The 25,814-nt window shown below is 69.4% G+C and carries 19 protein-coding genes; 5 read left to right on the top strand and 14 right to left on the bottom strand.

All coding sequences use genetic code 11. The annotated features are described in order from the left end of the window. Positions 1-5 precede the first annotated feature (5 nt). Together ACZ7L6_RS27260 and ACZ7L6_RS27255 are read right to left on the bottom strand one after the other, a co-directional pair. The gene (locus ACZ7L6_RS27260; RefSeq protein ID WP_471928263.1) at positions 6-266 is read right to left on the bottom strand and encodes an MFS transporter; all 261 of its coding nucleotides are present in this window, start codon (positions 264-266) and stop codon (positions 6-8) included. Positions 267-409: 143 nt separating this feature from the next. Next, positions 410-2,569, bottom strand: a complete 2,160-nt coding sequence (locus tag ACZ7L6_RS27255) for a RecQ family ATP-dependent DNA helicase (protein ID WP_471928261.1) — start codon at positions 2,567-2,569, stop codon at positions 410-412. A gap of 449 nt (positions 2,570-3,018) precedes the next feature. Here ACZ7L6_RS27255 and ACZ7L6_RS27250 point away from each other — a divergent pair, with 449 nt between their 5' ends. Beyond that, complete coding sequence (locus ACZ7L6_RS27250; RefSeq protein ID WP_471928259.1) at positions 3,019-3,654, top strand: hypothetical protein; 636 nt, start codon at positions 3,019-3,021, stop codon at positions 3,652-3,654. 314 nt (positions 3,655-3,968) lie between these two features. Here the strand turns inward: ACZ7L6_RS27250 and ACZ7L6_RS27245 are convergent, their stop codons facing one another. The 3 genes from ACZ7L6_RS27245 to ACZ7L6_RS27235 all read right to left on the bottom strand — a co-directional run bounded on the left by ACZ7L6_RS27245 (position 3,969) and on the right by ACZ7L6_RS27235 (position 6,086). Beyond that, positions 3,969-4,610, bottom strand: coding sequence for a hypothetical protein (locus ACZ7L6_RS27245; RefSeq protein ID WP_471928257.1), 642 nt, complete (start codon positions 4,608-4,610; stop codon positions 3,969-3,971). Positions 4,611-4,678: 68 nt separating this feature from the next. Next, complete coding sequence (locus tag ACZ7L6_RS27240) at positions 4,679-5,380, bottom strand: ribonuclease HII (RefSeq protein WP_471928255.1); 702 nt, start codon at positions 5,378-5,380, stop codon at positions 4,679-4,681. Positions 5,381-5,462: 82 nt separating this feature from the next. After that, complete coding sequence (locus ACZ7L6_RS27235; RefSeq protein WP_471928253.1) at positions 5,463-6,086, bottom strand: TetR/AcrR family transcriptional regulator; 624 nt, start codon at positions 6,084-6,086, stop codon at positions 5,463-5,465. 185 nt (positions 6,087-6,271) lie between these two features. On the opposite strand from ACZ7L6_RS27235, the gene ACZ7L6_RS27230 reads away from it, so the two are divergent. Continuing rightward, positions 6,272-7,819 carry an MFS transporter gene (locus tag ACZ7L6_RS27230; RefSeq protein WP_471928251.1) on the top strand — a complete coding sequence of 516 codons (1,548 nt, stop codon included), beginning with the start codon at positions 6,272-6,274 and terminating at the stop codon, positions 7,817-7,819. 376 nt (positions 7,820-8,195) lie between these two features. On the opposite strand, the gene ACZ7L6_RS27225 is transcribed toward ACZ7L6_RS27230, so the two are convergent. The 3 genes from ACZ7L6_RS27225 to ACZ7L6_RS27215 form a co-directional block, all read right to left on the bottom strand. After that, on the bottom strand, positions 8,196-9,101 hold the full coding sequence (locus tag ACZ7L6_RS27225; RefSeq protein WP_471928249.1) for an ADP-ribosylglycohydrolase family protein: 906 nt from the start codon (positions 9,099-9,101) through the stop codon (positions 8,196-8,198). Positions 9,102-9,113: 12 nt separating this feature from the next. Beyond that, positions 9,114-9,773 carry a histidine phosphatase family protein gene (locus tag ACZ7L6_RS27220; RefSeq protein WP_471928247.1) on the bottom strand — a complete coding sequence of 220 codons (660 nt, stop codon included), beginning with the start codon at positions 9,771-9,773 and terminating at the stop codon, positions 9,114-9,116. 119 nt (positions 9,774-9,892) lie between these two features. After that, positions 9,893-10,498 (bottom strand): YdbC family protein, encoded by a 606-nt coding sequence (locus ACZ7L6_RS27215; protein ID WP_433049054.1) that lies wholly within the window; start codon positions 10,496-10,498, stop codon positions 9,893-9,895. Positions 10,499-10,653: 155 nt separating this feature from the next. Here ACZ7L6_RS27215 and ACZ7L6_RS27210 point away from each other — a divergent pair, with 155 nt between their 5' ends. Next, positions 10,654-11,187, top strand: a complete 534-nt coding sequence (locus tag ACZ7L6_RS27210) for a TerD family protein (protein ID WP_471928245.1) — start codon at positions 10,654-10,656, stop codon at positions 11,185-11,187. A gap of 188 nt (positions 11,188-11,375) precedes the next feature. On the opposite strand, the gene ACZ7L6_RS27205 is transcribed toward ACZ7L6_RS27210, so the two are convergent. Continuing rightward, the gene (locus tag ACZ7L6_RS27205) at positions 11,376-14,270 is read right to left on the bottom strand and encodes a vitamin B12-dependent ribonucleotide reductase (RefSeq protein ID WP_471928243.1); all 2,895 of its coding nucleotides are present in this window, start codon (positions 14,268-14,270) and stop codon (positions 11,376-11,378) included. A gap of 165 nt (positions 14,271-14,435) precedes the next feature. Further along, the gene (nrdR, locus tag ACZ7L6_RS27200; RefSeq protein WP_471928241.1) at positions 14,436-15,005 is read right to left on the bottom strand and encodes a transcriptional regulator NrdR; all 570 of its coding nucleotides are present in this window, start codon (positions 15,003-15,005) and stop codon (positions 14,436-14,438) included. A gap of 563 nt (positions 15,006-15,568) precedes the next feature. On the opposite strand from nrdR, the gene lexA reads away from it, so the two are divergent. Next, complete coding sequence (lexA, locus tag ACZ7L6_RS27195) at positions 15,569-16,348, top strand: transcriptional repressor LexA (protein WP_093911680.1); 780 nt, start codon at positions 15,569-15,571, stop codon at positions 16,346-16,348. A gap of 212 nt (positions 16,349-16,560) precedes the next feature. Here the strand turns inward: lexA and ACZ7L6_RS27190 are convergent, their stop codons facing one another. The 4 genes from ACZ7L6_RS27190 to ACZ7L6_RS27175 all read right to left on the bottom strand — a co-directional run bounded on the left by ACZ7L6_RS27190 (position 16,561) and on the right by ACZ7L6_RS27175 (position 24,079). Next, positions 16,561-18,543 (bottom strand): ATP-dependent DNA helicase, encoded by a 1,983-nt coding sequence (locus tag ACZ7L6_RS27190; RefSeq protein ID WP_471928238.1) that lies wholly within the window; start codon positions 18,541-18,543, stop codon positions 16,561-16,563. A gap of 473 nt (positions 18,544-19,016) precedes the next feature. Continuing rightward, positions 19,017-19,850 carry a GNAT family N-acetyltransferase gene (locus tag ACZ7L6_RS27185; RefSeq protein ID WP_471928236.1) on the bottom strand — a complete coding sequence of 278 codons (834 nt, stop codon included), beginning with the start codon at positions 19,848-19,850 and terminating at the stop codon, positions 19,017-19,019. 84 nt (positions 19,851-19,934) lie between these two features. Beyond that, positions 19,935-21,974 carry an IucA/IucC family protein gene (locus ACZ7L6_RS27180; RefSeq protein WP_471928234.1) on the bottom strand — a complete coding sequence of 680 codons (2,040 nt, stop codon included), beginning with the start codon at positions 21,972-21,974 and terminating at the stop codon, positions 19,935-19,937. A gap of 389 nt (positions 21,975-22,363) precedes the next feature. Further along, positions 22,364-24,079 (bottom strand): diaminobutyrate--2-oxoglutarate transaminase family protein, encoded by a 1,716-nt coding sequence (locus ACZ7L6_RS27175; protein WP_471928232.1) that lies wholly within the window; start codon positions 24,077-24,079, stop codon positions 22,364-22,366. A gap of 357 nt (positions 24,080-24,436) precedes the next feature. Between ACZ7L6_RS27175 and ACZ7L6_RS27170 the strand changes: the two genes are divergently transcribed. Next, the gene (locus ACZ7L6_RS27170) at positions 24,437-25,657 is read left to right on the top strand and encodes a trypsin-like serine peptidase (protein WP_471928230.1); all 1,221 of its coding nucleotides are present in this window, start codon (positions 24,437-24,439) and stop codon (positions 25,655-25,657) included. Positions 25,658-25,814 lie beyond the last annotated feature (157 nt).

The following is a 25,814-nucleotide window of genomic DNA, read 5'->3' as shown; positions in this document are numbered from 1 at the left end:
GCCGATCAGCCCGCCGATGCGCTGCGGTCCGGCGATCCGGGCGATGACGGCCTGCGCGATGGGTTGCATGAGCCCTCCCCCACTCCCTGCAACACGCGGAAGGCGATCAGGGAGCCGGGCGACCACGCCGCCCCGCACAGCGCGGAGGCCACGACGAACAGGGCCACCGACAGCAGCCAGGCCCGCCTGCCGCCGAACCGGTCCACGAGCCGGCCGGACAGCGGCGCCACGAGGGCGACGGCCAGCAGGTAGCCGTGCTGACCCACTGGATGGCGGTCAGCGACGCGTCCAGCCCGTCGGCCATGGAGCCCACACCGACGTTGACGATCGTGGTGTCGAGCCGCGCGAGGACGGCGCCGAGAACCAGCACCGCGCCGATCCGCAGAAATGCTCACCCCGGCCTGGAAGCTCAGCCCGCCGCGGCGAGGACCAGCGGAAGCACCTTCTCGGTGCCGGCCTGCCGCAGCAGGCGGGCGGCGACCGCGAGGGTCCAGCCGGTTTCGGTGTAGTCGTCCACGAGCAGGACGGGGCCGGCAGAGCGTGCCAGGGCGTCGGCGAGTTCCCCGGAGACGGTGAAGGCGCCGGACAGCGCTCTGAGGCGTTGGGCGGAGTTGCTGCGACGTGCCGCGTGCGCTCCGCTCGGGCCGGTGTACGTCAGGGTGCCCAGAAAGGGGAGGCGGCCGACGGACGCGATTCCCTGAGCGAGGGAACCGACCAACTGCGGACGGGTCACGGACGGTACGGCCACGACGCCCACCGGTCGTGCGGAGGCGTCCGGGACCTCGGGCGCCCAGCCGCCCGGAGAGCGCGCCCAGTCGGCGAGGACCGCCACCGCGGCCCGCAGGACGTCGTCGGGGACCGGACCGTCGGGCGCGTTCTCGGCCAGCAGCGGCCGCAGCCGGTTGCCCCAGCCGATGTCCGAGAGCCGCCCCAGGGCCCGGCCGGTGGAGCACTGCTCCTTGACCGGGATACGTCCCTTGAGGTCGATGCCCAGAGCGGGCATTCCCGTCGGCCACATGCGGCGTGGCTCGATCTCCACCCCCGGGCGGTCCAGTTCCTTCGCCGCCCCGGTCAACGCCTCCGTCGAAACACCGGAATCGACCCAGGCGCCCACGCAGTTGTCGCAACGGCCGCACGGGGCGGCCCCGTCGTCGTCCAGCTGCCGGCGCAGGAACTCCATCCGGCACTGGGACGTACTTACGTAGTCACGCATGGCCTGCTGCTCGGCCGCCCGCTGCCGAGCGACCCAGGCGTACCGCTCGGCGTCGTAGACCCACTGCTCTCCCGTGGAGATCCAGCCGCCCTTCACCCGTTTGACGGCTCCGTCCACGTCGAGCACCTTGAGCATCGTCTCCAGCCGGGTGCGCCGGAGGTCGACCACGGCCTCCAGGGCCGGGGCGGACAGCGGCCGTCCCGCGCCGGCCAGGGCCGACAGGGTCTGGCGTACCTGCGCCTCGGGCGGGAAGGCCGTATCGGCGAAGTAGCGCCAGATGGCCTCGTCCTCCTTGCCCGGCAGCAGCAGCACATCGGCGTGCTCCACGCCTCGCCCGGCGCGCCCCACCTGCTGGTAGTAGGCGATCGGCGAGGACGGCGAGCCCAGGTGGACCACGAAGCCCAGGTCCGGCTTGTCGAAGCCCATGCCCAGCGCCGAGGTCGCGACCAGTGCCTTGACGCGGTTCTCCTGCAGGTCGGACTCGGCCTGCAGCCGGTCGGCGTTCTCGGTGCGCCCCGTGTAGGAGGCCACCGGGAAGCCGCGCTGCCGCAGGAAGGCAGTGGCTTCCTCGGCCGCGGCCACTGTGAGCGTGTAGATGATCCCCGAGCCCGGCAGGTCGTCCAGGTGCTCGGCGAGCCAGGCCAGGCGATGCGCGGCATCCGGCAGCTGGACGACACCCAGCCGCAGGCTCTCCCTGTCCAGCGGGCCGCGCAGCACCAGGGCCTCGCCGCCACCGGTGCCCAGCTGATCGGCCACGTCCGCGGTGACCCGCGCGTTGGCGGTCGCGGTGGTGGCCAGGACCGGTACACCGCCGGGCAGCCCGGCGAGCATCGCCCGCAGCCGCCGGTAGTCCGGGCGGAAGTCATGGCCCCAGTCGGAGATGCAGTGCGCCTCGTCGACCACCAGCAGACCGGTCGTGGCCGCGAGCTTGGGCAGCACCTGCTCGCGGAAGTCCACGGAATTGAGACGTTCGGGACTGACGAGGAGAACATCGGTCTCGCCGCGCTCGACCTCCCCGTAAATGAGCTCCCATTCCTCCGGATTGGCCGAGTTGATCGTGCGCGCCCGGATGCCCGCCCGCTCCGCCGCCTCGACCTGGTTGCGCATCAGCGCCAGCAGCGGCGAGACGATCACCGTGGGGCCGGAGCCACGCCGGCGCAGCAGCGCGGTGGCCACGAAGTACACCGCCGACTTTCCCCAGCCGGTGCGCTGCACCACCAGGGCCCGCCGACGCTCCTCCACCAGAGCCGCCACCGCCTGCCACTGATCCTCCCGCAGGCGCGCCGCTCCCCCGGGGGCACCGACGAGCTCAGCGAGGATGGCATCGGCTTCAGCGCGCAGCTCCAGAACGTCCATGACCCCATGCAACCCGACGCCACTGACAATCGGCCACTTCACCCTGTGCACAGGGGGTGGCGCCGTCGGTCCCGGATGTGCAAGGTTGATTGCGCCCGGTGCACCGGCCTCGCCGCGCGCCGCACGAGGCACCTGACCGCAACGTCCGCGCCGCACGCGTACCAGCCCACGCGACGCGCCCCGGATCCTCACAGGTCAACGGCGTACGACCTGCTTGTGCCGGGTTGCCCTGGCATCGCACGGTGACCAACGGGTAGGGATATAACCCACAGACCATCAGATATCGGGCGGCGACCCCAATTGCTCGTTGCCGCAACCCGGTTCGCCAGGAAGAATTGAGGTCCGCTCCCCGCACGGCTCGTCCGTGATCCGGTAGGGCTCTGCTGCGGTGCGCGCTCCCCCGAATCCGACCCCGCCCGCAGTGTGGGCGCGTAGCCGAAGGGAGGACCGTGACCTTCGGATTCGCTCCGTCCTCCGCGGCATCCATGTCGACGTCAGCCGACCTGTCCGCCGCATCCGCCAACCCCCTGGCCCGCATGCTCGAACCCGCGGAGTGGGCCGCCGCGGGAATCCCGTTGCTGCGCAACCCGCGGGAGGTCGTCAGCGGTCTGCACTCACGGCACCGCCCCGGGCCGGCCACCGCGATCGTGGCCGTACTCGACCCGGACGAGCGGCTGCGGGCGAGTGCCTCGTTCACCCGCCGCCCGGCCCCGGCCGACGGCTGGATGTTCCGCAACGCCCTGCTCGCCCAGTTGCGCCGCGTCATCCCGCACGACCTGCGCCGCCGCACCCCGGTGCGCACGGCGGTGCTGCTCTACTGCCGCGACGGCGACGCCCGTTGGACGGAGGAGGACGGCGCCTGGATGTGGGGCCTGCGTGACGCCTGCACCCTGCATGGCCTGCGCTGCGGCGCGTACATCACGCTGACCCGTGACGGCTGGCAGGTCCTCGGCGAGGGTCGCGGCGGCCGCCGCCCCAACGCCGACTCGGCACCGGAGCCCTTCGCCACGTCCGAGACACCGGTCCCGGCGCCCCGCACCGGCGGCGCGGCCTCGGAAGTCCTCCGGCGCGCGGCGGCGCGCTGAGGACACCGACGGAAGGTCTCGGCGGACGGAGGGTCTCGGCGGACGGCAGGATCACGCCGTGCCGCGCATGCGATACGTCGTCCAGCGACGGCCCGACGTACGACGCCCAAGGCCGACGCGCGCCTGAACGCCCGCGCCGAGCCATCCGTACGGCATGCAGTCGCGTCGTGGGCCGACGGGGCCCGCGCACGGCGAGCTCCGCACACGTCCCCCACGTCCGGGCACGCCAAGAGCCCCGCCTCGCAGGCGACGCCACAGCATGCCCTACCCCCGGTTGTCCCGCGGAGTGTCCCCCGGACCGAGCCGCAACCGGCTCAGACGCCGGCGCCCAGCACCGAGTTGATCCGCTGCGGGTCACCGCAGACGATCAGCAGGGCACTCGCCCGGCCGAGGGCCAGAGGCAGCGCGGTGGCGGCAGCGGTGTCGGGACCGCCGTTGACGGCGACCACGACCACAGGACGCGACGCGGCACGGCCCGCGGCGGAGGCATCGGCGTAGAAGACGTCGTCGCCCGCGTCGTGCTGCGCCCAGTAGGAGGCTTCCCCGAAGGACAGCTCGTGAGCGGCCCACGGGTGCTGTTCGCCCGTGGTGATCACCAGCACGTCGCCGGGGGCACGGCCCGACTCCAGGAGCAGGTCGACGGCCTCTTCGGCAGCGTCGAGCGCGCCCTCGGGCGAGGCCGGGATCAGCTGGATCTGCGGGGTCGCCGCGGCCTGGACGGGGGCGGCAGGGGCAGCCGGGCCCGACGGTCCGGGCTTGGCCACGGAGACGTCACGCGGCGTACGTTGCACCGGCGGCGCGGGCCGCGGGGGCCCGGGCCGACCGGGACGCGAGGCCCCCGCGGGGCGGGGACCGGGTACGGGGCGGGGGGTCGGCGCGGTACGGCCGCTGGCCGGAGTGGCGCGGGGACCCTGGGCACTCTCGTGAATCTGAGGCTCCTCGGGAATGAGAGGCATGAGCTGATGTTTATCAAACGCTGGTGCGACTCGCGCGGGCGGGTGGCACACAAGTGCGAGCGGAATCGTCAGAAATCGAAGCCGAGCTGCCCCTCGATCTCCGGAACGCTTCCTTCCACCCAGGTGCGGACCTTCTTGAGATGCCGCCACTGGGGCAGCGCATCAAGATACGCCCACGACAACCGGTGGTGCGGGGTGGGTCCCCGCTCCGCCAGTGCGGCCTTGTGCACGGGCGACGGATACCCGGCGTTGTCCGCAAAACCGAAGTCTGCATGGTCGATACCCAGTTCGGCCATCATTTTGTCGCGCTGAACCTTGGCGATCACCGAGGCCGCCGCGACCGCCACGCACGACTGGTCGCCCTTGATCACCGTACGGACCCTCCAGGGAGCCCCGAGATAGTCGTGCTTCCCGTCGAGGATCACCGCGTCGGGCCGGACCGGCAGGGCGTCCAGGGCGCGCATCGCCGCGAGCCGCAACGAGGCCGTCATCCCCAGGTCGTCGATCTCCTCCGGAGAGGCGTGCCCGAGGGCGTACGACGTCACCCACTTCCGCAACTCCTCGTCGAGTGCGGTACGCCGCTTGACGGTGAGCAGCTTGGAGTCGGTGAGGCCTTGCGGAGGCCGGCGCAGTCCGGTGATCGCCGCGCAGACGGTGACGGGCCCTGCCCAGGCACCGCGCCCCACCTCGTCGACACCGGCAATGATCTTCGCTCCGGTCGTGGCTCGAAGGGAGCGCTCGACGGTGTGAGTAGGCGGTTCGTACGGCATGGCGCCCTTAGCGTACGCCGCCCGGAACCGGCTTCGACACCCTGGTTCGCCGAAGCTGCCTCCAGGCCGGCCAAGCGATCGCTCAGAGCCCCGTCGGGCGGAGCAGAGGAACCATCAGCTGGTCGATCATCTCCTCGATGTCCCGATCACTCCATTCGCTGGCGCACATCTTCGACCGGTACATCATCATCGCCGGAATGGCATCGAAGACATAGCTGTTCGCCGCGTCGGCCCGCACCTCCCCTCGCTCGATTCCGCGGGTGATGACGTCACGGAGCAACCTGCTGGTGGGCTCCACGACTCCTTCGAAGATCACGCCATGGAAGCGTTCCGCCTGGAGGCTGTCGCATTCGTGAATCACCGAGCGGAGCGCGAAACCGGGGCGCGAGAACATCGCCTCCCGCGCCTGCCGGCACAGCTCGAGCAGATCCTCGCGCACGCTCCCCAGGTCGGGAGCCGACTCGAAACGCGGCAGCCCGGCCCGCAGCGCATCAGCGACGAGATCCTCCTTGGACGGCCAGCGCCGATAGACGGCGGCCTTGCCGGTCTGGGCACCGGCGGCGACGCCCTCCATGGTGAGGCCGTTCCAGCCGACCGTACTGAGTTGTTCCAGCGCGGCATCGAGGATCGCGCGTTCGAGCACGGCGCCGCGCCGGCGGAGGGAGGCCGTCTGAGCGGGGGCGGCCGTCCAGCGCGAGGTAACCATCTGAGCGTCTCCAACGAACAAGGGAAGCGGAATTGCGGGGAGAGGGGAGCATCACGCGGCAACTACGGGGGAAACGCCGCGCGATGACGACTTCAGTGAACGCTTGCGTTCACTACTGAGGACTCACTACGGTTGACGCGACAGTGAACGCGAGCGTTCACTAAGGCATTTGTGGGGGACCCATAGTGACAACCTCTCAGTTGATCAAGGATCAGAAACCAGGTGCGGCCCGCCGGGAGGGGCATCCCGGCATCGCGCTCACCGTCATCGCGGCCTGCCAACTCATGGTGGTACTCGACGCGACGATTGTGAACATCGCACTCCCGCACATTCAAGACGCGCTCAAGTTCAGCACCACCGACCTCACGTGGGTCGTCAGTGCCTACACGCTCACCTTCGGCGGCCTGCTGCTTCTCGGCGGCCGCGCCGGTGACATCCTGGGCCGCCGCCGGGTCTTCATGACCGGCATCCTGCTGTTCACTCTTGCCTCGCTGCTCGGCGGACTCGCCCAGGAACCCTGGCAGTTGCTGGCCGCACGCGTGCTCCAGGGCGTGGGTGGCGCGATCGCGTCGCCCACATCTCTGGCGCTCATCACCACCACGTTTCCCGAAGGCCCCGAACGCAACCGGGCGTTCGGCGTCTTCGCCGCGGTCTCCGCAGGCGGTGGCGCCATCGGCCTGCTCGCGGGCGGCATGCTCACCGAGTGGCTCGACTGGCGGTGGGTGCTCTTCGTCAACGTGCCGATAGGCATCGTGATCGCCCTGCTCACGCCGCTGTACATCAGCGAGTCCGAACGACACACCGGCCGCTTCGACATAGCGGGCGCACTGACCTCGACCGCGGGCATGGCGTCCCTGGTCTACGGTTTCATCCGCGCGGCGGACGAGGGCTGGCGGGACAGCCTGACCATCGGGTCCTTCGCCGCCGCGGTGGTCCTGTTGCTGGCCTTCGCGTTCATCGAGTCGCGGGCCAAGGAGCCCATCACCCCGCTCAGGATGTTCGCCGACCGCAACCGCTCGGGCACGTATGTGATCATGCTCAGCCTGGCCGCGGCGATGTTCGGCATGTTCTTCTACATCGTGCTGTTCGTGCAGAACGTACTGCAGTACAGCCCGATCGAGGCCGGTCTCGCCTTCCTGCCGGTGACGGTCGTGATCGCAGTCGGCGCGGGCCTGTCGCAGCGTTTCCTGCCGGTGCTCGGCCCGAAGCCGTTCATGCTCGTCGGCTCGGCGCTCGTGGCGATCGGGCTTGCCTGGCAAACCCTCATCACCGCCGACAGCTCCTATGTCGGTGGAGTCCTCGGGCCGATGCTCCTGTTCGGCTTCGGCATGGGTCTGAACTTCGTGACCTTGACCATCACCGCGGTCTCCGGTGTCGCCCAGCACGAGGCCGGTGCCGCGTCCGGTCTTCTCAACGTGACGCAGCAGGTGGGCGGTTCGCTCGGCCTGTCCATCCTGACGACGGTGTTCGGCACAGCCAGCAGGGACGAGGCGGAGAAGCAGCTCCCGAAGTTCATGACGGAGGGATCGGCCGAGCAGAAGGCGGAGTTCGCCAAGACGCATCAGCTTCCCGGCTCGTGGGGCGATGAAGTGCTCACGCAGGGCATCGCGACGGGGTTCGTGGCGGCCGCCGCGATGGCCGTACTCGCCCTGGCCACCGCATGGTTCGTGATCCGGGTCCGCAAGAGCGACCTGGAAGCCCTCGCCGGCACCGCGGGCCCGATGGCCGGCTGACCCGGCCGGGCCCGCGAAGGGCCGCGGATGGCCGGATCGCGTCCGGGGGACAGACGGCGAGGACGACGAGCCGGCCATCCGCACCACCCTCACGGCGACCGACGTCGCACAGGCGCCGGTGGCGCAGAAAAGCCGAAACCCGCCCGACGCGGCAGCCGCCACGACGAACAGCGCGAACAGCACTGACATGAGCCCCATGGCTGCACCCCCTGCGCCCCTCGAGTGTCACTGCGGGTGCGGCCCCAGCGGCCGCACGCCAACTGCCCCGACAACGGACCAGCGGTCACACAGAGTTCCCGACAGGCACAGAAAGTTATCGACGATCCGGCCCCGGACGAGGATCCGGCAGCTCGGTCAGCAGGTCAGGGGCGCTGCTCTACGCCGACGTGGGCACCCATTCAGGCAGTGCCTCGGTCCGCTCCACCCACTCGGCCGGCACCGATCCTGCCTTCCCGGAGCCGATCACCCCGCCCACGATGGCGCACGTGGTGTCCACGTCACCGCCTACCTGCGCAGTCGTCCAGAAGGCCCGCTCGTAGTCACCGAGAGCCCGCGCCGCCGACCACAGCGCGAAGGGCACGGTGTCGTGAGCCGTCGTACGCCGCCCGCAGCCCAGGACCGCCGCGACTGTGGCCGCGTCGCCGTAGTCGAGCATGTCCCGGGCGCGCCGCAGGCCCGCACCGACCGCGCTCTTCGGAACGAGAGCGATGACGTCGTCGAGAAGCGATTCAGGGCTGGGGGGACCGCCGGGAGCGGCGGCCAGCGCGGCGGCCGCGGCGACGGCCATGGCGCCGACGACGGCCTCGCGGTGCTGATGTGTGGGATAGGCCGAGATCTCGGCCTGGTGGGTCGCCTGCTCCGGGTCGTCCGCGTACCAGGCGCCGAGAGGGGCGATGCGCATCGCGGCGCCGTTGCCCCAGGACCCCTGTCCGTTGAAGAGCGCGGCCGCGAGCTCGCGCCAGTCCCCGCCCTCCCGGACCAGGCGCAGCAGCCGGTTGACCGCAGGGCCGTAGCCCCGGTCGAAATCGTGGTGCTCGGCGAAGGAGCGGGCCAGAGCGTCCTGGTCGATGCGGTGATGGACGGCCAGGACGGCAACCACGGAGCAGGCCATCTCGGTGTCGTCGGTCCACTGCCAGGGGCCGGGCGGCAGCTCTCGATGCTTCAGCAGCGGATAGTTCACCGGCACGAAGAACTGAGAGCCCAGCGCGTCCCCCACCGCGAGTCCGCGCAGGCTGGCGAGGGCGCGGTCCAGGCGCCCTTCGGAAGAGGAATCAGCGGTCATCGCCCTGCCACTCTATCCGGTGATCCCGTACGGTTCCGGATCCCGCCAGCGTTCGAAAGGCCGGTCAAGCGTGTACTTGCCGTCGTCCCCGAGAACGAGCATCCGCATCTCCGCGTTCCCCGGATTCGACAGCGATTCGAACTCCGCGACTGTCCAGTGGAACCAGCGCATGCAGAACAGCCGCATGGCCAGGCCGTGGGTCACGAGCAGCACGTTCGGCGGGTGGTCAGGGGCCTCGAAACTGCGGTACAGGCTCTCCAGGAAGTTGCCGACCCGGTCGTACACGTCGGCGCCGGACTCGCCCTGGGCGAAGCGGTAGAAGAAGTGCCCGTAGGCGTCCCGGTAGGCCTTCTGGAGTCGTACGTCGTCGCGGTCCTGCCAGTTCCCCCAGTCCTGCTCACGCAGCCGGGGCTCCTCGCGCACCCGTATGAGCTCGGGGTCCAGGTGGAAGGCGCGCAGGGTCTCGTGCGTACGTCGGTAAGGGGAGACGTAGACGCTGACACGCTCACGGCCGAACACCTCACGCAGCCGTTTGCCCGTCTCCTCGGCCTGCCGCCAGCCCCGCTCGGTCAGCGCCAGCGCATGGTCGGGCTCACGCTCGTACACGGTGTCATCAACATTGCCCGTTGACTCGCCGTGCCGGACAAGGACGATGCGCCGTGGTCGTGCCATGCCAAAACCCTAGATCGAGTGACGGTCGATCGAGGACTCCTAGGGGCCCCATACGGCGTAGGTCACACACTTCCTGCACCACAGGTCACACCGGACCGCACGTTTAACAGGTTCGGATTTCAAACGGTCCAGGTCGGTTCGAGCTCCACGATGTCACCTGTTAGGGCCGCGACGTCCGCCTCGGTCTGGGCTCTCAGCGCCAGTCGCTCCACGCGCTCCGTGCGGTACTTGCCATGCTCCGCTGCCGACCGCCACATCGACAGTACGAGGAACTCATGGCCCGGCGCCTCGCCGAACAGCCCGCGGATCATGCCGGGCGAACCGGCCATCGCGGGGTTCCAGACCTTCTCCTGCATGAGGGTGAAGTGCTCGGCGCGGTCCTCATGGACACGGCAATGGGCCACCCTGACGAGGTCCGCGTCGGTGAAACGCGGCTCGAAGCCGGTCTTCACATCGAAGCGGTAGTCGAAGAGTTTGACCTGCATGTCCTTGTAGGTGCCCGACTGGGCCGCCGCCAGCCTGTCGTGGGAGCGGGCCATGAAGGAGTCGTAGAAGGAACGGCTCTCCCAGAACGAGAAGATGTGCACCACCCCCTGCCGCCCTCGACTCCACCCACCACCCTGCCCCCGAAACCCCGGCTCCCCCAGAAGCCCCGCCCATTTTCGCTGCCCCCGCTCGAACCCGCGGCGGTCCACCACGGTGCAGCGAATCCACTTGACCAGCACCGCGCCATGGTAAGGCCACGGAGCGTGGCGTCGGTCACGCTCGACCGGAGAGCTCCCCGGCGCACGATCCGGCGTGCGTGGCAGGATGGACAACCGGCCTTTTCTGCCGGGCAGTTCAGGCTGACGGCATACGCGAACGGGGAAGGGGAAGCCTGATGAGCGCCATCAACAAGGGGATCCGGAAGGCCGAGATCTCAGTCAAGTGGGACCCGAGTCCGGCCGGGCAGCCTCCCACCGACCTGGACATAGTCGCCGCGACCTACCTGGCGAGCGACCCGCACGGCGACCCCGCCTACGTGGTGCACTTCGACAGCCGCTCCCCCGACGGCACCATCTATCTCAACCGGGACAGCAAGGACGGCAAGGGCTTCGGCTGGGACGAGGTCCTGACCGTGGAACTGGACCGGCTCGACAGCCGGTACGCGCGCGTGATGGTCGGAGTCGTAATTCAGCAACGCCCCGCGAAGCGCACGTTCGTCAGCGTCATCAAGCCGGCCCTGCGCATACGCGAGGACTACACCGTCCTGGCCGAGGACGACTTCGGTGGCGTCCTGGGTTCGACGGCGGCGACGGTCGCGGAGTTCGTACGCCAGGAGTCGGGCACGTGGGACTTCCGCCCCGGCGTCCACGGTTTCGAGGACGACCCGGCGACGTTCACGGCGACCATGGGCAGGGCTCGCCAGCCCTGAAAGACACTGCCGCGGGCGTGGAACAGAACAGGGCGCGCCCCACGCGCGCGTGGACCAACGCAGGTGCTACGCGCGCGTGGACACAGCGAAAAGGGGCGCCGACACGTGATCGGCGCCCCTCCCGAGGGACCTTCCGTCAGGGCTCCTCAAGAGCTACCCGACGATCGGGGCCAGGCCCCTGCCCGGCGTCAGCTGCAACCGCTGGTCGAACCGCAGCCCTCGCAGATGTAGCAGGAACCGGCCCGCTGCATCTTCGTACCGCAGGAGAAGCACAGCGGGGCGTCGGCCTGGATGCCCAGCTGCATCTCCACGAGCTCGGCGCTGGTGTGGGCCTGCTGCGGGGCGGGCTTGGCCGCTGATGCCTCGGCCTTCGGGGTGGCGACGGCCTTCAGCTCCTGGGCGCGCGGCGCCGACTGGGCCAGGCCCTCGACGTCGACCTCGTCCTCGGACGGCTCGTACGAACCGGTCTCCAGGTGACGCTGACGCTCCTCGGCGGAGTGGATGCCGAGCGCGGAACGCGTCTCGAAGGGCAGGAAGTCCAGCGCCAGGCGACGGAAGATGTAGTCGACGATCGACTGCGCCATCCGCACGTCCGGGTCGTCCGTCATGCCGGCCGGCTCGAAGCGCATGTTGGTGAACTTCGAGACGTACGTCTCCAGCGGAACGCCGTACTGCAGGCCGACCGAGACGGCGATGGAGAAGGCGTCCATCATGCCCGCGAGAGTCGAGCCCTGCTTGGACATCTTCAGGAAGACCTCGCCAAGACCGTCGTCCGGGTAGGAGTTGGCGGTCATGTAGCCCTCGGCGCCGCCGACCGTGAAGGACGTGGTGATGCCGGGACGGCCCTTGGGGAGGCGCTTGCGGACCGGGCGGTACTCGACGACCTTCTCGACCGTCTCACGGATGGTGGCCTCGGCCTTCTCCGTGATCTCGGCCTTCTCCTTCTCCTTGGTCTTCGCGGAGAGCGGCTGACCGACCTTGCAGTTGTCGCGGTAGATGGCGAGCGCCTTGACGCCCATCTTCCAGGCCTCGAAGTAGATCTCCTCGACCTCCTTGACGGTCGCCGACTCCGGCATGTTGACCGTCTTGGACAGGGCGCCGGAGATCCACGGCTGGATCGCGGCCATCATCCGGACGTGGCCCATCGGGGAGATGGCCCGCTCGCCCATGGCGCAGTCGAACACCTCGTAGTGCTCGTGCTTGAGGCCCGGAGCGTCGATCACATTGCCGTGCTCGGCGATGTGGGCGACGATCGCCTCGATCTGCTCCTCCTGGTAGCCCAGGCGGCGCAGGGCCTGCGGGACGGTGCCGTTGACGATCTGCATCGAGCCGCCGCCGACCAGCTTCTTGAACTTGACCAGCGCGAGGTCGGGCTCGAGGCCGGTGGTGTCGCAGGACATCGCCAGACCGATGGTGCCGGTCGGGGCGATGACGGACGCCTGGGAGTTACGGAAACCGTTCTTCTCACCGAGACGCAGCACGTCCTGCCAGGCCTCCGTGGCGGCGGCCCAGACCGGCGTGTCCAGGTCGTCCATGCGAACGGCCTCGGCGTTGGCGTCGGCGTGCTGCTTCATGACGCGCAGGTGCGGCTGCGCGTTGCGGGCGTAGCCGTCGTACGGGCCGACGACCGCGGCGAGTTCGGCGGAACGGCGGTACGACGTGCCGGTCATCAGGGAGGTGATGGCGCCGGCGAGGGCCCGGCCGCCGTCCGAGTCGTACGCGTGCCCCGTCGCCATCAGCAGGGCGCCGAGGTTGGCGTAGCCGATGCCGAGCTGGCGGAACGCGCGCGTGTTCTCACCGATCTTCTGGGTCGGGAAGTCGGCGAAGCAGATGGAGATGTCCATCGCGGTGATGACGAGCTCGACGACCTTCGCGAAGCGCTCGACGTCGAAGGACTGGTGGCCCTTGCCGTCGTCCTTCAGGAACTTCATCAGGTTCAGCGAGGCGAGGTTGCAGGACGTGTTGTCCAGGTGCATGTACTCGCTGCAGGGGTTCGAGCCGTTGATACGGCCGGACTCCGGACAGGTGTGCCAGTGGTTGATGGTGTCGTCGTACTGGATGCCCGGGTCGGCGCAGGCCCAGGCGGCCTCGGCCATCTTGCGGAACAGGGCCTTGGCGTCGACCTCTTCGATGACCTCGCCGGTCATCCGCGCGCGGAGGCCGAACTTGCCGCCCTGCTCGACCGCCTTCATGAACTCGTCGTTCACACGGACCGAGTTGTTGGCGTTCTGGTACTGGACGGACGTGATGTCGTCGCCGCCCAGGTCCATGTCGAAGCCCGCGTCGCGCAGGGCGCGGATCTTCTCCTCTTCCTTCACCTTGGTCTCGATGAAGTCCTCGATGTCGGGGTGGTCGACGTCGAGGATGACCATCTTGGCGGCGCGGCGGGTGGCACCACCCGACTTGATCGTTCCTGCGGAGGCGTCGGCACCACGCATGAAGGAGACGGGACCGGAGGCGTTGCCGCCCGAGGACAGCAGCTCCTTGGAGGAGCGGATGCGGGAGAGGTTCAGGCCGGCGCCGGAGCCGCCCTTGAAGATCATGCCCTCTTCCTTGTACCAGTCGAGGATCGACTCCATGGAGTCGTCGACGGACAGGATGAAGCAGGCCGAGACCTGCTGGGGCTGCGGGGTACCGACGTTGAACCAGACGGGGCTGTTGAAGCTGAAGATCTGGTGCAGGAGGGCGTACGCCAGTTCGTGCTCGAAGATCTCCGCGTCGGCGGGCGAGGCGAAGTACTTGTAGTCCTCGCCGGCCTTCCGGTACGTCTTCACGATGCGGTCGATGAGCTGCTTCAGGCTCACCTCGCGCTGCGGGGTGCCGACGGCACCACGGAAGTACTTGCTGGTGACGATGTTGACCGCGTTCACCGACCAGAAGTCGGGGAACTCGACGCCGCGCTGCTCGAAGTTGACCGAGCCGTCGCGCCAGTTGGTCATGACGACGTCACGGCGCTCCCAGGCCACCTCGTCGTACGGGTGCACGCCGGGGGTGGTGTGGATGCGCTCGATACGCAGTCCCTTGGTCGCCTTGGTGCCCTTGGCGCGGGAACTCCGTGCCGGACCGCTCGCCGTCTCTGTCATGCCGCCTCCCTGTACGGGCTAAAACGCCCTGAAGTGCCCCGATGTTCCCCGTGGCACGGTGTTCTGTCTGGTGCTGCGGGCACCCTCTGATCGCCACCCGCAGCAGGTCTTCTGTCGCCGCCTCAAGGCCGGCTCCGTAGTCCGAGGACCGGAACCGGCCCGCCCTCAGTCGGCGGCGTTGGCGGGCACGGGGACTTGTGCAGCCCCTCCGGACCCGCGCTCGTCTTCCCGGCCCCCCGTGACTGCGCCTGCGTCGTCTTCGCGGTCGTCGTCGTCCGCGACGGGGCTCCCCGTCGCCTCCCTCAGTTCCGCGATCGCGGCCTCGAAGTCCTCGAGCGAGTCGAACGCCCGGTAGACGGAGGCGAATCGCAGAAAGGCGACGAGGTCGAGTTCCTGCAACGGGCCGAGTATGGCCAGCCCCACGTCGTGGGTGGTCAGCTCGGCGCTTCCGGTGGCCCGCACAGCCTCTTCGACCCGCTGGCCGAGCTGGGCGAGCGCGTCCTCGGTGACAGGTCGTCCCTGGCATGCCTTGCGGACACCGTTGATGACCTTGGTACGGCTGAACGGCTCGGTGACTCCGGACCGCTTGATCACCATCAGCGAGCACGTCTCCACGGTCGTGAAACGACGGGAGCAGTCAGGACACTGGCGGCGCCTGCGGATCGACGTGCCGTCGTCGGTCGTACGGCTGTCGACGACACGGCTGTCGGGGTGCCTGCAGAAGGGGCAGTGCATAACTCCCAACCCTCCTCACAGCAGACTCAATAGCCTCGCTGGGCCTCATGGGCCCCTCGAAGCAGCCCCAAGCATAGGCGATCTCCGACCGTCCGAAGACCGGGGGGACCACAACTTCTGGGCTGCTGCTGCAATCCAACCACTAGATGTGGGGATTGGCTCATACATGCACGCCATGCGCGCGTGTCGCGTCCGCACGGGCATGTGCGTTGTGGCCGTGACGGCTCGCCGCACACATGCATGCGCAGCCGTATCCCTGCAGCACATACGGAGATACCGTGAGCGCCACACGGAGGGGACGTGCGACTCCCGCACAGATGGGGGTCAGTCCACGGTTGATCCGATGCCGGATGGCAGACTGGGGCGACAACCCACGAGGTCGTACGCCGACGGTGAAGAGTACAACAATGGGCCCTTTTGTCCGCCGAGCAGCGCGTTAGCCATACACCCAGACACATGATCACGTCAGGCAATTCGCGATTTTTCACTCGAACGTGTGTTTGGCGCAACCTTTCGAAAGCAACTACCGTTGTGCAGCAGGGAGACCATCGAGAGGGGCCGACGTGACCACCACCGCAGACAGTGCCACCATCACTGCCCAGGACCGCTCCCAGGGCCGACTCGAGCCGGTGCATGCGATGAACGAAGCCATGAATCCCGAGGGACACAAGCGCTCCCTCCCGGGCCGACCTCCCGGCATCCGGGCGGACAGCTCGGGGCTCACGGACCGGCAGCGCCGCGTGATCGAGGTCATCCGGGACTCGGTGCAGCGGCGTGGCTACCCGCCGTCGATGCGGGAGATCGGCCAGGCGGTCGGCCTGTCCAGCACGTCCTCGGTCGCACACCAGCTGATGGCACTGGAGCGCAAGGGCTTCCTCCGCCGCGACCCGCACCGCCCGCGCGCGTACGAGGTGCGCGGCTCCGACCAGGCCGCCTCGGTGCAGCCCACGGACACCGCCGGCAAGCCCGCCGCGTCGTACGTGCCGCTGGTCGGCCGTATCGCCGCCGGTGGCCCGATCCTCGCGGAGGAGTCGGTCGAGGACGTCTTCCCCCTTCCCCGGCAGCTGGTCGGCGACGGCGAGCTGTTCGTACTGAAGGTCGTCGGTGACTCCATGATCGAGGCCGCGATCTGCGACGGCGACTGGGTCACGGTCCGGCGCCAGCCGGTGGCCGAGAACGGCGACATCGTGGCCGCGATGCTCGACGGAGAGGCCACCGTCAAGCGCTTCAAGCGCGAGGACGGCCACGTCTGGCTCCTCCCGCACAACTCGGCGTACGAGCCGATCCCCGGCGACGACGCGACCATCCTGGGCAAGGTGGTGGCAGTGCTGCGCCGCGTGTGACGGCTGCAGCGGGCGGAGCCGAAGGCGTCGCCCCCTGACCGGGCCCCGGGACCCCTGCGCCGGTTCCGGGGCCCTGTGCTGTTGTGGGCTCGATGGTGGGGCGGGCTGGGCGCCCTCGTGCTGTCCGAGGGCCGACGTCGGCGGACTCCGGATCGTTGGCCTGTCACGGCGCCATGACAGGCCAACCGCCGACGCTACGGCTGGTCCACGCGCTACTGCTGGTCCGCCTCCGCCTGCTTCGCCGCCGCATCGATCGCTGCCAACGACTTCCGGACCTGATTACGGTCGGTGGTGTACCAGAAGTCGGGCAGTGACGCCTTCAGATAGCTTCCGTACCGGGCCGTGGCCAGCCGCTGGTCCAGTACGGCGACCACACCGCGGTCCCCCGACGCCCGTACGAGGCGGCCGGCGCCCTGGGCCATGAGCAGCGCGGCATGGGTGGCGGCGACCGCCATGAAGCCGTTGCCTCCGGCCTCCTCCACCGCCTTCTGGCGGGCGCTCATCAGCGGGTCGTCCGGACGCGGGAACGGGATCTTGTCCATGACGACCAGCTGGCAGCTGGGACCGGGGACGTCGACGCCCTGCCAAAGGGACAGCGTGCCGAAGAGGCACGTCTTCGGATCGGCCGCGAAGTTCTTGATCAGCTCGCCGAGCGTCTCCTCGCCCTGAAGGAGGATCGGGAACTCGGGGATGCGAGAGCGAAGCTCCTCTGCGGCCAGCTGGGCAGCCCGCATCGAGGAGAACAGGCCGAGCGTGCGACCTCCGGCGGCCTGGATCAGTTCGGTCAGCTCATCGAGCATGTCCGCGCGATCGCCGTCCCGCGCGGGGCGGGACAGGTGCTTGGCGACGTACAGGATGCCCTGCTTGCGGTACTCGAAGGGCGAGCCGACGTCCACGCCCTTCCACTGGGGGAGGTCGTCGCCCTCCGTGCCCTCGGGGGCTAGGCCCAGGGACGCGCCGACGCCGTTGAAGTCGCCGCCCAGCTTCAGGGTCGCGGAGGTCAGCACGACGGAGCGGTCGGCGAAGAGCTTCTCTCTCAGGAGTCCCGACACGGACATGGGAGCCACGCGCAGAGACGCTCCGAAGCGGTCGTGACGCTCGTACCAGACGACGTCCCACTCGGAGCCGTTGGTGATCCGCTCGGCCACGTCGTGCACGGTTTCGACCGAGGCCAGTGCCTGCTTGCGGACGGCGTCCTCGTCCTGCACGGACTTGTCGCGAGTGGCGCCGATCGCGGAGATGACGGTGCGGCAGGCATCGCGCAACGCCATGAGCGCGTAGGCGAGGTCCTCGGGGATCTCCTCCAGGCGGCCCGGAAGAGCCAGCTCCATCAGCCGTTCGAAGCCCTCGGCGGCGGTCTGGAGCTGGTCGGCGGCCTTCTCGTTGACGAGCTTCGCGGCGCGGCGCACCGCGCGGTTGACCTGGCCTGGAGTGAGTTCGCCGGTGGCGACTCCGGTGACCCGGGAGACCAGTTCGTGTGCCTCGTCGACGATCAGGACCTCGTGCTGCGGGAGAACCGGGGCGCCCTCGATGGCGTCGATCGCGAGCAGCGCGTGGTTGGTGACGACGACCTCGGAGAGCTTGGCACGCTCACGGGCCATCTCGGCGAAGCATTCGGCGCCGTAGGCGCACTTGGAAGCGCCGAGGCACTCCCTCGACGACACCGACACCTGGGCCCAGGCCCGGTCGGACACGCCGGGCGTCAGGTTGTCGCGATCGCCCGTCTCCGTCTCGTCCGCCCAGTCACGCAGCCGCAGCAGGTCCTGACCCAGCTTGCTGGTGGGCGCGGCCGCCTCGAACTGGTCGAAGAGGCCCTCCTCCTCGTCCTGGGGCACGCCCTCGTGCAGGCGGTGCAGACACAGGTAGTTCGACCGGCCTTTGAGCATCGCGAACTCGGGGCGACGGCGCAGCAGCGGGTGCAGTGCCTCGACCGTGCGCGGCAGGTCCCGCTCCACGAGCTGGCGCTGCAGGGCCAGGGTGGCCGTCGCCACGACGACGCGCTCCCCGTGCGCGAGCGCGGGCACGAGGTAGCCCAGCGACTTTCCGGTGCCGGTGCCGGCCTGGACCAGCAGATGGGAACCGCCGTCGATCGCCTCCGCGACGGATTCGGCCATGGTCACCTGGCCTGGGCGCTCCGTACCGCCGACGGCAGTGACGGCAGCATGCAGGAGTTCGGGGAGTGAGGGCTTTGTCATAGCGCGACCACCCTACGGCCCGGCACTGACAAACGGGCGATCACGGTGGGGACGAGGGGTTGGATCAAGACCGGGGGTTCCTCGGGTGGGGATCGGATCGGTTCGGGTGCGTGCGAGATCGGTTCGATCGAGGTCAGGAGTGGTTCGAGCGCGATCGAAGTCGGTTCGGGGTTGTCCGTGGCGATTCCGGGACGGTGAGGGTCGCCGGGCACGGATTGCAGGCGGGGTGCTTTGTGAGGTTGATCGGCTTGGATTGTGGCGGGACGGCGAGTGCGCCGGGCCGACCGACCCTGCTCGCCACACGCCTCGGGGAATCGACCCGGTCATGGAAGAGGTCGGTTCGGCCGGCAATCGGGTCGGCAGGAATCGAGCCGTCAGGAGTCGAGCCGCCAGGCCCTGAAATCGGTTGGCCGGGAGTGGGAACCGGATCGGCGCGAGCGGTGTACCAAAAGTGACGACGCTGCGACATGGCGTCACAGCAGATGGCGCAGGCTCCGGTCTCTGACCATGAGGGCGGCCCGCTTGGCGGGCAGTTCGATCTCGGCGGAGAACCGGAAGCCGGCGCTCAGGAAAGCAGCGACGGAAGGGGTGTTGCGGATGTCGGGTTCGGCGACGACACGAGCGCAGGCAGGCCGCTTGTCGAGGGCAAGGTCGGCAACGGCTCGGAGAAGGGTTCCACCAAGTCCTCGCCCGCGGTCGCCGACGGCACCGATGAGGAGGTGGACTCCGGTGTCATGAGGCCGAGCGGGATAGTGCCGGGCCAGCGGGTCAAGGTCGGCTCGGTAGATCTCCCAGTAGCTCATCGGCGTGCCGTCCAGCATGCCCAGGCAGGGAACGCTGCGCCCGTCACCGGAGAGCTGGGACCACAGATGCTCTTCAGCCGCGTTCTGAGGTCCGGCGAGCCCCCAGAACGCCGCGACGGCAGGGTCGTTCATCCACCGGCTGATGAGCGGAAGGTCTCGCTCGACGCGTACGGGGACGAGGTGCAGCACTCCAGCTGGTGTGCCGATGGGTCCCCAGTCGGCGACGTGGTCGAGTAGATCATCGGCGATCGGATGGACGAAGACGCGCGCGGCAGTGCCGGCACCGCGCGAGCACCGCGCGCCGTCCGCATCGGTGTCCTCCGCGAAGAGCGCCACGAATTCGTCGGGCAGGCGCAGGTCCAGCGTGTCCTCACTGTCTGCACTGTCTGTGGATCCGCCGACGGTCTTGTGGATCGAGGTCTCGCGACTACCTGTGCCCATGGCGATGTCGATGTCCGCGAAGGGGGCGGTACCGGCGTTGGCACTCGCGTCGGTGGGAGGCACGGCGACGCTCCTCTCAGGAGGCGGGGTGGGTCATGTTCCCCAGGGGTGAAGGAAGTTGGCGACAAGCAGAGGCATTGGTGATGGTCAGGAATGCAGGGGGTTGGCGATGGTGACATACACGGACTGGGTGTCGACCGGGCCGACGAGTTCATCGAGGCCGTGCAGCCGGGTCAGCAGGTTGGCCTTGGAGCGCAGAACCGGTGAGTCGAGCAGCTGGGCGGGTAGTGGCGTGCGCAGCCTGGCGGGACCGGAGGCGACATCGCCCAGGAAGCGGCGGAAGGCAGCGAGCAGCACCTGTTCGTCGGCGAGACGCTGGGAGCCGAAGGCTCCGATGAGACCGAGGACGTTGTTGATCGCGAGGTAGTACGCGAAGCGCTCGTCGGTGACCTCGTCCGAGACGAAGGTGTCGCTGTGCTCGCCGATGCCGGGCAGTCGTGCGTCGAGATCCGCGTGCCGGGACTCACGGAAGTAGTAGCCCTGGTTGTCGCGGTAACGGCCGCCCGAAGGCCAGCCGTCGCCGTCCAGGAGGAGCAACGTGTTCTGCTGGTGTGCCTCCAGGGCGATTCCTGCCTCGGAGTCCAGCCACAGCACTGGTCGGACGACATGTTCGAGATAGCGCAGGAACCACTCGGCGGCCACGGCCCCGCGGGGACGGCCTGTCCGGGCGGCGAGACACAGGATCACCTCGGCAAGACGGGACTGCAGGGGCCGCCTGTCCGGCCCGGGTCGACCCGCGGCGGTGTCTGTCTGTGCCAGAGGGCAGGGCGAGACGAGTCCGGCTACGCAGGACACGTCGTCGGAAGGGGTGAACGGGTTGTGCCGGATCATCACGTCGAGGCCGGCCATGGGGCCACCGTCCGGGGCGTCGACGGCGAGCCAGGCCGGGTCGCGCACGATGTCGAAGCCCGGGTGCGCGGCCTGCCACTCCGTCGAGAGGCCGCTGCGCAGAAGCCGATGAACCTCGACGCCGCGGTGCAGTTCCTTGCGGAGGTTCTCACGCCGGGAGTTGGTGATGCGCAGGCCCAGCGACAGTTTGAGCATGGCTGTGGCGTCGGATCTGTGGACGGTTCGAACGGAGGAGGTGGGATGCCACGGTGCGCCGTGGGCACCGAGGTCCCGGAGCAGTCCTGCATCGAGCAAGGCCGCGATCTCGGGACGATGCCGGGCCTCGCGCACTTGCCAGGGATGCAGAGGCAGGGCTCCGTAGCCGTCGGGCAACGGCAGCCCAGAGCCGGCCAGGCGGGCCGTGAGGTGGGCCGCGGGCACGACACGACCGCGCTCGGTCCATGCCGAGTCGGTGGCGAGGAGGGAGGGAGCGACCGCCAGCCAGTTCAAAGGGAAGGAGCCGCGCAACTCCGGTGAGTACAGCCGTGCTTCGGACTCGGAGAGACCCTCGCGACTCTTCGGCGTCGGATGGAGTGGGTGTCCGAGCATGAGTGCCTGCTCGGCCGTGAGGAAGACGTCGGAGCCTTCGGTGGGCTTGTCCCGGCGTTCGCTGATGAATGTGGCGGTTCGTCGGACGGAGTCGGCGACGCGTGCGACGAGGTCGGTGGCAGCGGAGGCGGAGTCTGCTCCACCAGGCGTCTCCCGGGTGAGCAGTGCGGCAAGGGTGACGGCGTCGGTCGGTGGGGAGTGGTCCGGTGCGTCGGCCAGGCGTGGCGGACCGAAGCGGTGCCACCCCGTCGCGGACCAGTAGCGGACCGGGATCAGCAGGGCCGTACCGGTGGCGGGCAGGGGGACGCGGAGGGTTCCGTTGTCGGGAGCCGGGATGTTGGTCTCGCGTACCCAGCAGCGGAGCAGGTTCTCCACAGCGGCGGCCTGGGCTGCGGTGTGCGGGTCGGGATGCTCCAGGAGGTCGGCAGCGGCACTGTGCAGCTGCTCGATGTGCGGTGCGACTGCCTGCGCCGGCGTCGCCCGTACCTGCACTGGCGCACCCGCACCTCCCTGCGGCAATGCGCGTTCCTGCGACGCGCCGCCTTCCAGTGCGGGTGGGCCTCCCTGTGCGAGGGCGCCTACCCGGGCGGGCGTGCGGGACTCTGCGGACGTATCCGCCAGGGCGGACGTTCCTGCCTGTGCGGATGTACGTGCTTGTGCGGACGTACCTGCCTGTGCGGATGTAGCCATCGGTGCGGCAGCACGCCCCTGCCCGCGAGGAGCCGGCGCGGTCGTCGATGCGGGCGGCTCCTGCTGGGAGAGGTGGGTGTCGGAGGAGCCTCGCGTTCGGGCGTCGGCACGGCCGTCGGATGCAGGGGTGGTGATCAAGGCTGGTCCTCTTGAGGTGGTTCTGGCCCGTACGGCGACGGCCGACGTTCTGGAATGAGGGTGGGCGTGGGTTTGAGGGGCCGCGTTCCCAAAGTGCGGTTGCGGGGGTTGGTCAGTTGGAGGCGAGGTTCGGTGGGGAAGCGATGGGGCGCCGGCGAGTGAGTGGTGGCTCCGGCGTGGGTGGAGCGACACAGGCTGACGTGCGTGTACGGGGTGGGGTGTGCGTCGGCACGTCCTCAGCGACTGCCGAGCTACCCCGCCCAATCGGCACGGTCGTCGTGCCGACGGTGCCGTGGGTTCGGCTGGTGCGTACGGTCGTCACCGGTGTGGGCGCGGGACACCGCGTCCACCGCGTCGGCGAGCCTGTCCAGTACCGCGGCTGCCTGTTCGTCGGTGATGGTCAGGGGCGGAAGCAGCCGTACGACACTGGAGTGGCGGCCGCCGAGTTCGACGATCAGGCCGCGGCGCAGACACTCCTGCTGGATGGCGGCCGCAATTTCGGGGGCAGCGGGTCGAGGGTGACGATCCCGGCCCTCCGCTGCCATCGCCCCGGCGCTCCGGCCGGTGGAGGCGAGGCCCACCGAGGAGCCGGGTGCATGTCCGGCAGGGTCGAGCCCTACCGGGCCGCCCCTGCCGCCTCCGGCACGACCGAGATCAGCCGCGGCGCCCCCTTCGGCCTGGTGGGGAACACCTCCGTCGGCCTGGTGGGGAACGCCTCCGTCGCCATCGAGAGCAGCCAGGAGGTCCAACCCGTGCCTACCTCCCGCCCCTTCCGCCCCTGCCAGGTTCGCGGGGCGGCCCTCTCCCTGCCGGGAATCGTCTGGCTCCACCACCTCGACCCCGATCATCAGCCCTCTCCCCCGCACATCACCGATGCACTCGAACGCCCCTGCAAGACCTTGCAGTTGGCTGAGCATCCGCGAGCCCAGTTCAGCGGCCCGCTCGGCGAGCCGGTGCTCGCGGACGTAGGCGAGAGTGGCCGTACCGGCGGCCATGGCGAGCTGGTTGCCGCGGAACGTGCCGGCGTGGGCGCCGGGTTGCCAGGCGTCGAGGTCGTCGCGGTAGACGATGACGGCCAGCGGAAGGCTGCCCCCGATGGCCTTGGAGAGGACCATCACGTCGGGGGTGACGCCGCTGTGCTCCACCGCCCAGAAGGAACCGGTGCGCCCGACTCCTGTCTGCACCTCGTCGGCGATCAGTGGAATGGACCGGTCGGCCGTGATCTGCCGCATGCGCCGCAGCCAGGCGTCGGGGGCGGGGATCACTCCGCCCTCTCCCTGGACGGGTTCGAGGATCATCCCGGCGGGACGCGGCACTCCCGACTTCGGGTCGTCCAGAACGGACTCGGTCCAGCGGGCGGCGAGTTCGGCGCCGCGTTCGCCGCCGACGCCGAAGGGACAGCGGTAGTCCTGCGGGTAGGGCAGGCGTGCGACCCGTACGTCGTAGGCGCCCCCGGATGCTTCGAGCGCTCCGGCGGTCATCCCGTGGTAGGCGCCGCTGAAGGCGAGGATTCCGGTGCGGCCGGTCGCGGCCCGGACGAGTTTGAAGGCGGCCTCCACCGCGTCGGTGCCGGCCGGCCCGCAGAACTGCACACGCGCATGCCCGGCGAGACCGGGCGGCAGGGTGTGGAACAGTTCGGTGATGAAGGCGTCCTTGACGGGGGTCGCCAGGTCGAGGACATGCAGCGGCGCGCCCGAGTCGAGAACCTTGCGGATGGCCTCCAGGACGACCGGGTGATTGTGTCCGAGCGCCAATGTCCCGGCGCCCGACAGGCAGTCCAGGTAGCGGCGGCCGTCCGCGCCCTCGATGGTCAGCCCTCGCGCCCGTACCGGCACTATCGGCAGGGCACGGGCGTAGGTTCGGGCCGCCGACTCGCGCGCCGACTGTCGCCGCAGGATCCCCTCGTGCACGGCACGCGCCCCTGCCGACTCGGATGTCTCCCCGCGCAAAGATTCGGTCACGGCCATGGCTCCCTGTCCTCCCGCTGTCCAGGGGCGAGCAGGTCTCTCGCATCCTCGCCCGACCCGACATACGAAGCCCCGCGAGCGTCCACTCGAAACTCCGGGGAACTGGGCACTGGGGACCACCCACGTTCCAGCGGGCCCCAACCGCTACCAACCGCCGACCGTGCACCGGGTTACGGGTTGCTTCAAGATCCTTGCCGTAGCGAAACCGTTGCCGTTCCGTCGGAACTCCCCCACGGCGAGCGCATAGTGTGTGATGCCGTTCCGACGTGCCGTGCCGTCCACGCGAAACCAGCAGGTGATCAGCGGGAGTTCACGGCCGCGGCGCCCAGTACCGTTCACCTCACGGGGAGTCAGATCATGCGATCCATACGGCCGTCGTTCACCGCTCGCGGGGGGAGGGGCGCGCGTCGCAGAACTTCCCCGCTGCCCGTGGTCGCGCTCGCCGCGGCCTTGGCCTTTACCGTCACGGCCTGTGAGTCGGGCGATGCCGAGGCGGGCGGCGAGGCCACCGCGTCCGCGGCGGCCGGAGGTGAAGGCGAGATCACGATCCCGGACGACATCAAGGACAGGCTCAAAGAGCACGGGATCGACATCGACAAGTGGAAGGACGGCGCCTGGAAGAAGTGGGACAAGGACGACTGGCTGCGCGAGGCCAAGGACTACATCAACCCGATCATCGAGGGGCTGTGGGACCCGGACCGCATGCGGGAGGCCGAGGACCCGGACCGCGGTGTCGACGACAGCGACCTCTCGGGTGACCAGGGTGTGACCGACCCGACGCCGGAGCCGGTGGACGCGCAGGCCGTGCCGCCTGAGTACCACGCCAACGCTCCCGAGGCGGGCAAGGTGCTCTTCGACTCCCCGGAAGGCACGATGGTCTGTTCGGCGACGGTCGTGAAGGACCCGGCCAACCCGGGCAAGTCCAACATGGTGTGGACCGCGGGCCACTGTGTGCATGCGGGCAAGAGCGGCGGCTGGTACCGCAACATCGCGTTCGTGCCCTCGTACAACAACGCGGGCATGGCCACGGCTCAGTTGGAGGGCGCCACCCGCGAGGAGGTCGCTCCGTACGGCGTCTGGTGGGCCGACTGGGCTCAGACCTCGGACCAGTGGATCAAGCAGGGCGGCCCGACGGGCGGGGACGGCGCCTCGTACGACTTCGCCGTGCTGCATGTGAAGCCGGAAGCGGGCAGCAACGGCAAGTCCCTGGAGGAGACGGTGGGTTCGGCCCTTCCGGTGGACTTCAACGCCCCGGCCGTGCCCGACGTCGCCGGCATCAAGGCGATCGGTTACCCGGCCGCGGCGCCGTTCGACGGACAGAAGCTGTACCAGTGCCAGGACAAGCCGGGTCGGCTGTCGCTCAACGCGTCGGATCCGACGATGTACCGCATCGGTTGCACCATGACCGGCGGTTCGTCCGGTGGTGGCTGGGTCGCCACGGGTTCGGACGGCAAGCCGGCCCTGGTGTCCAACACCTCGATCGGGCCGGTGGAAGCGGGTTGGCTCGCCGGCCCGCGGCTGGGCAAGGAAGCCAAGACGATCTTCGACTCGGTGAGTGAGAAGTTCGCCAGTCAGTGACGTTCGCGGGAGGCCGGTCAGTGACGGCACCGTAGGCGCCGGCGGCGGGGCGGTGGGGAGAAACCTTCACCGCCTCACCGCCGATCAGCCTCAACTCCACGGGCATAGTGGGGTGTCGCGCACCGGGCATCAGGGCCGACCGCAGAGCACGTTCCAA

Source organism: Streptomyces sp. NPDC107522, from assembly GCF_055657525.1.
Note: the sequence above shows the minus strand (reverse complement) of the source record. Positions and strands in the feature narration are given on the sequence as shown.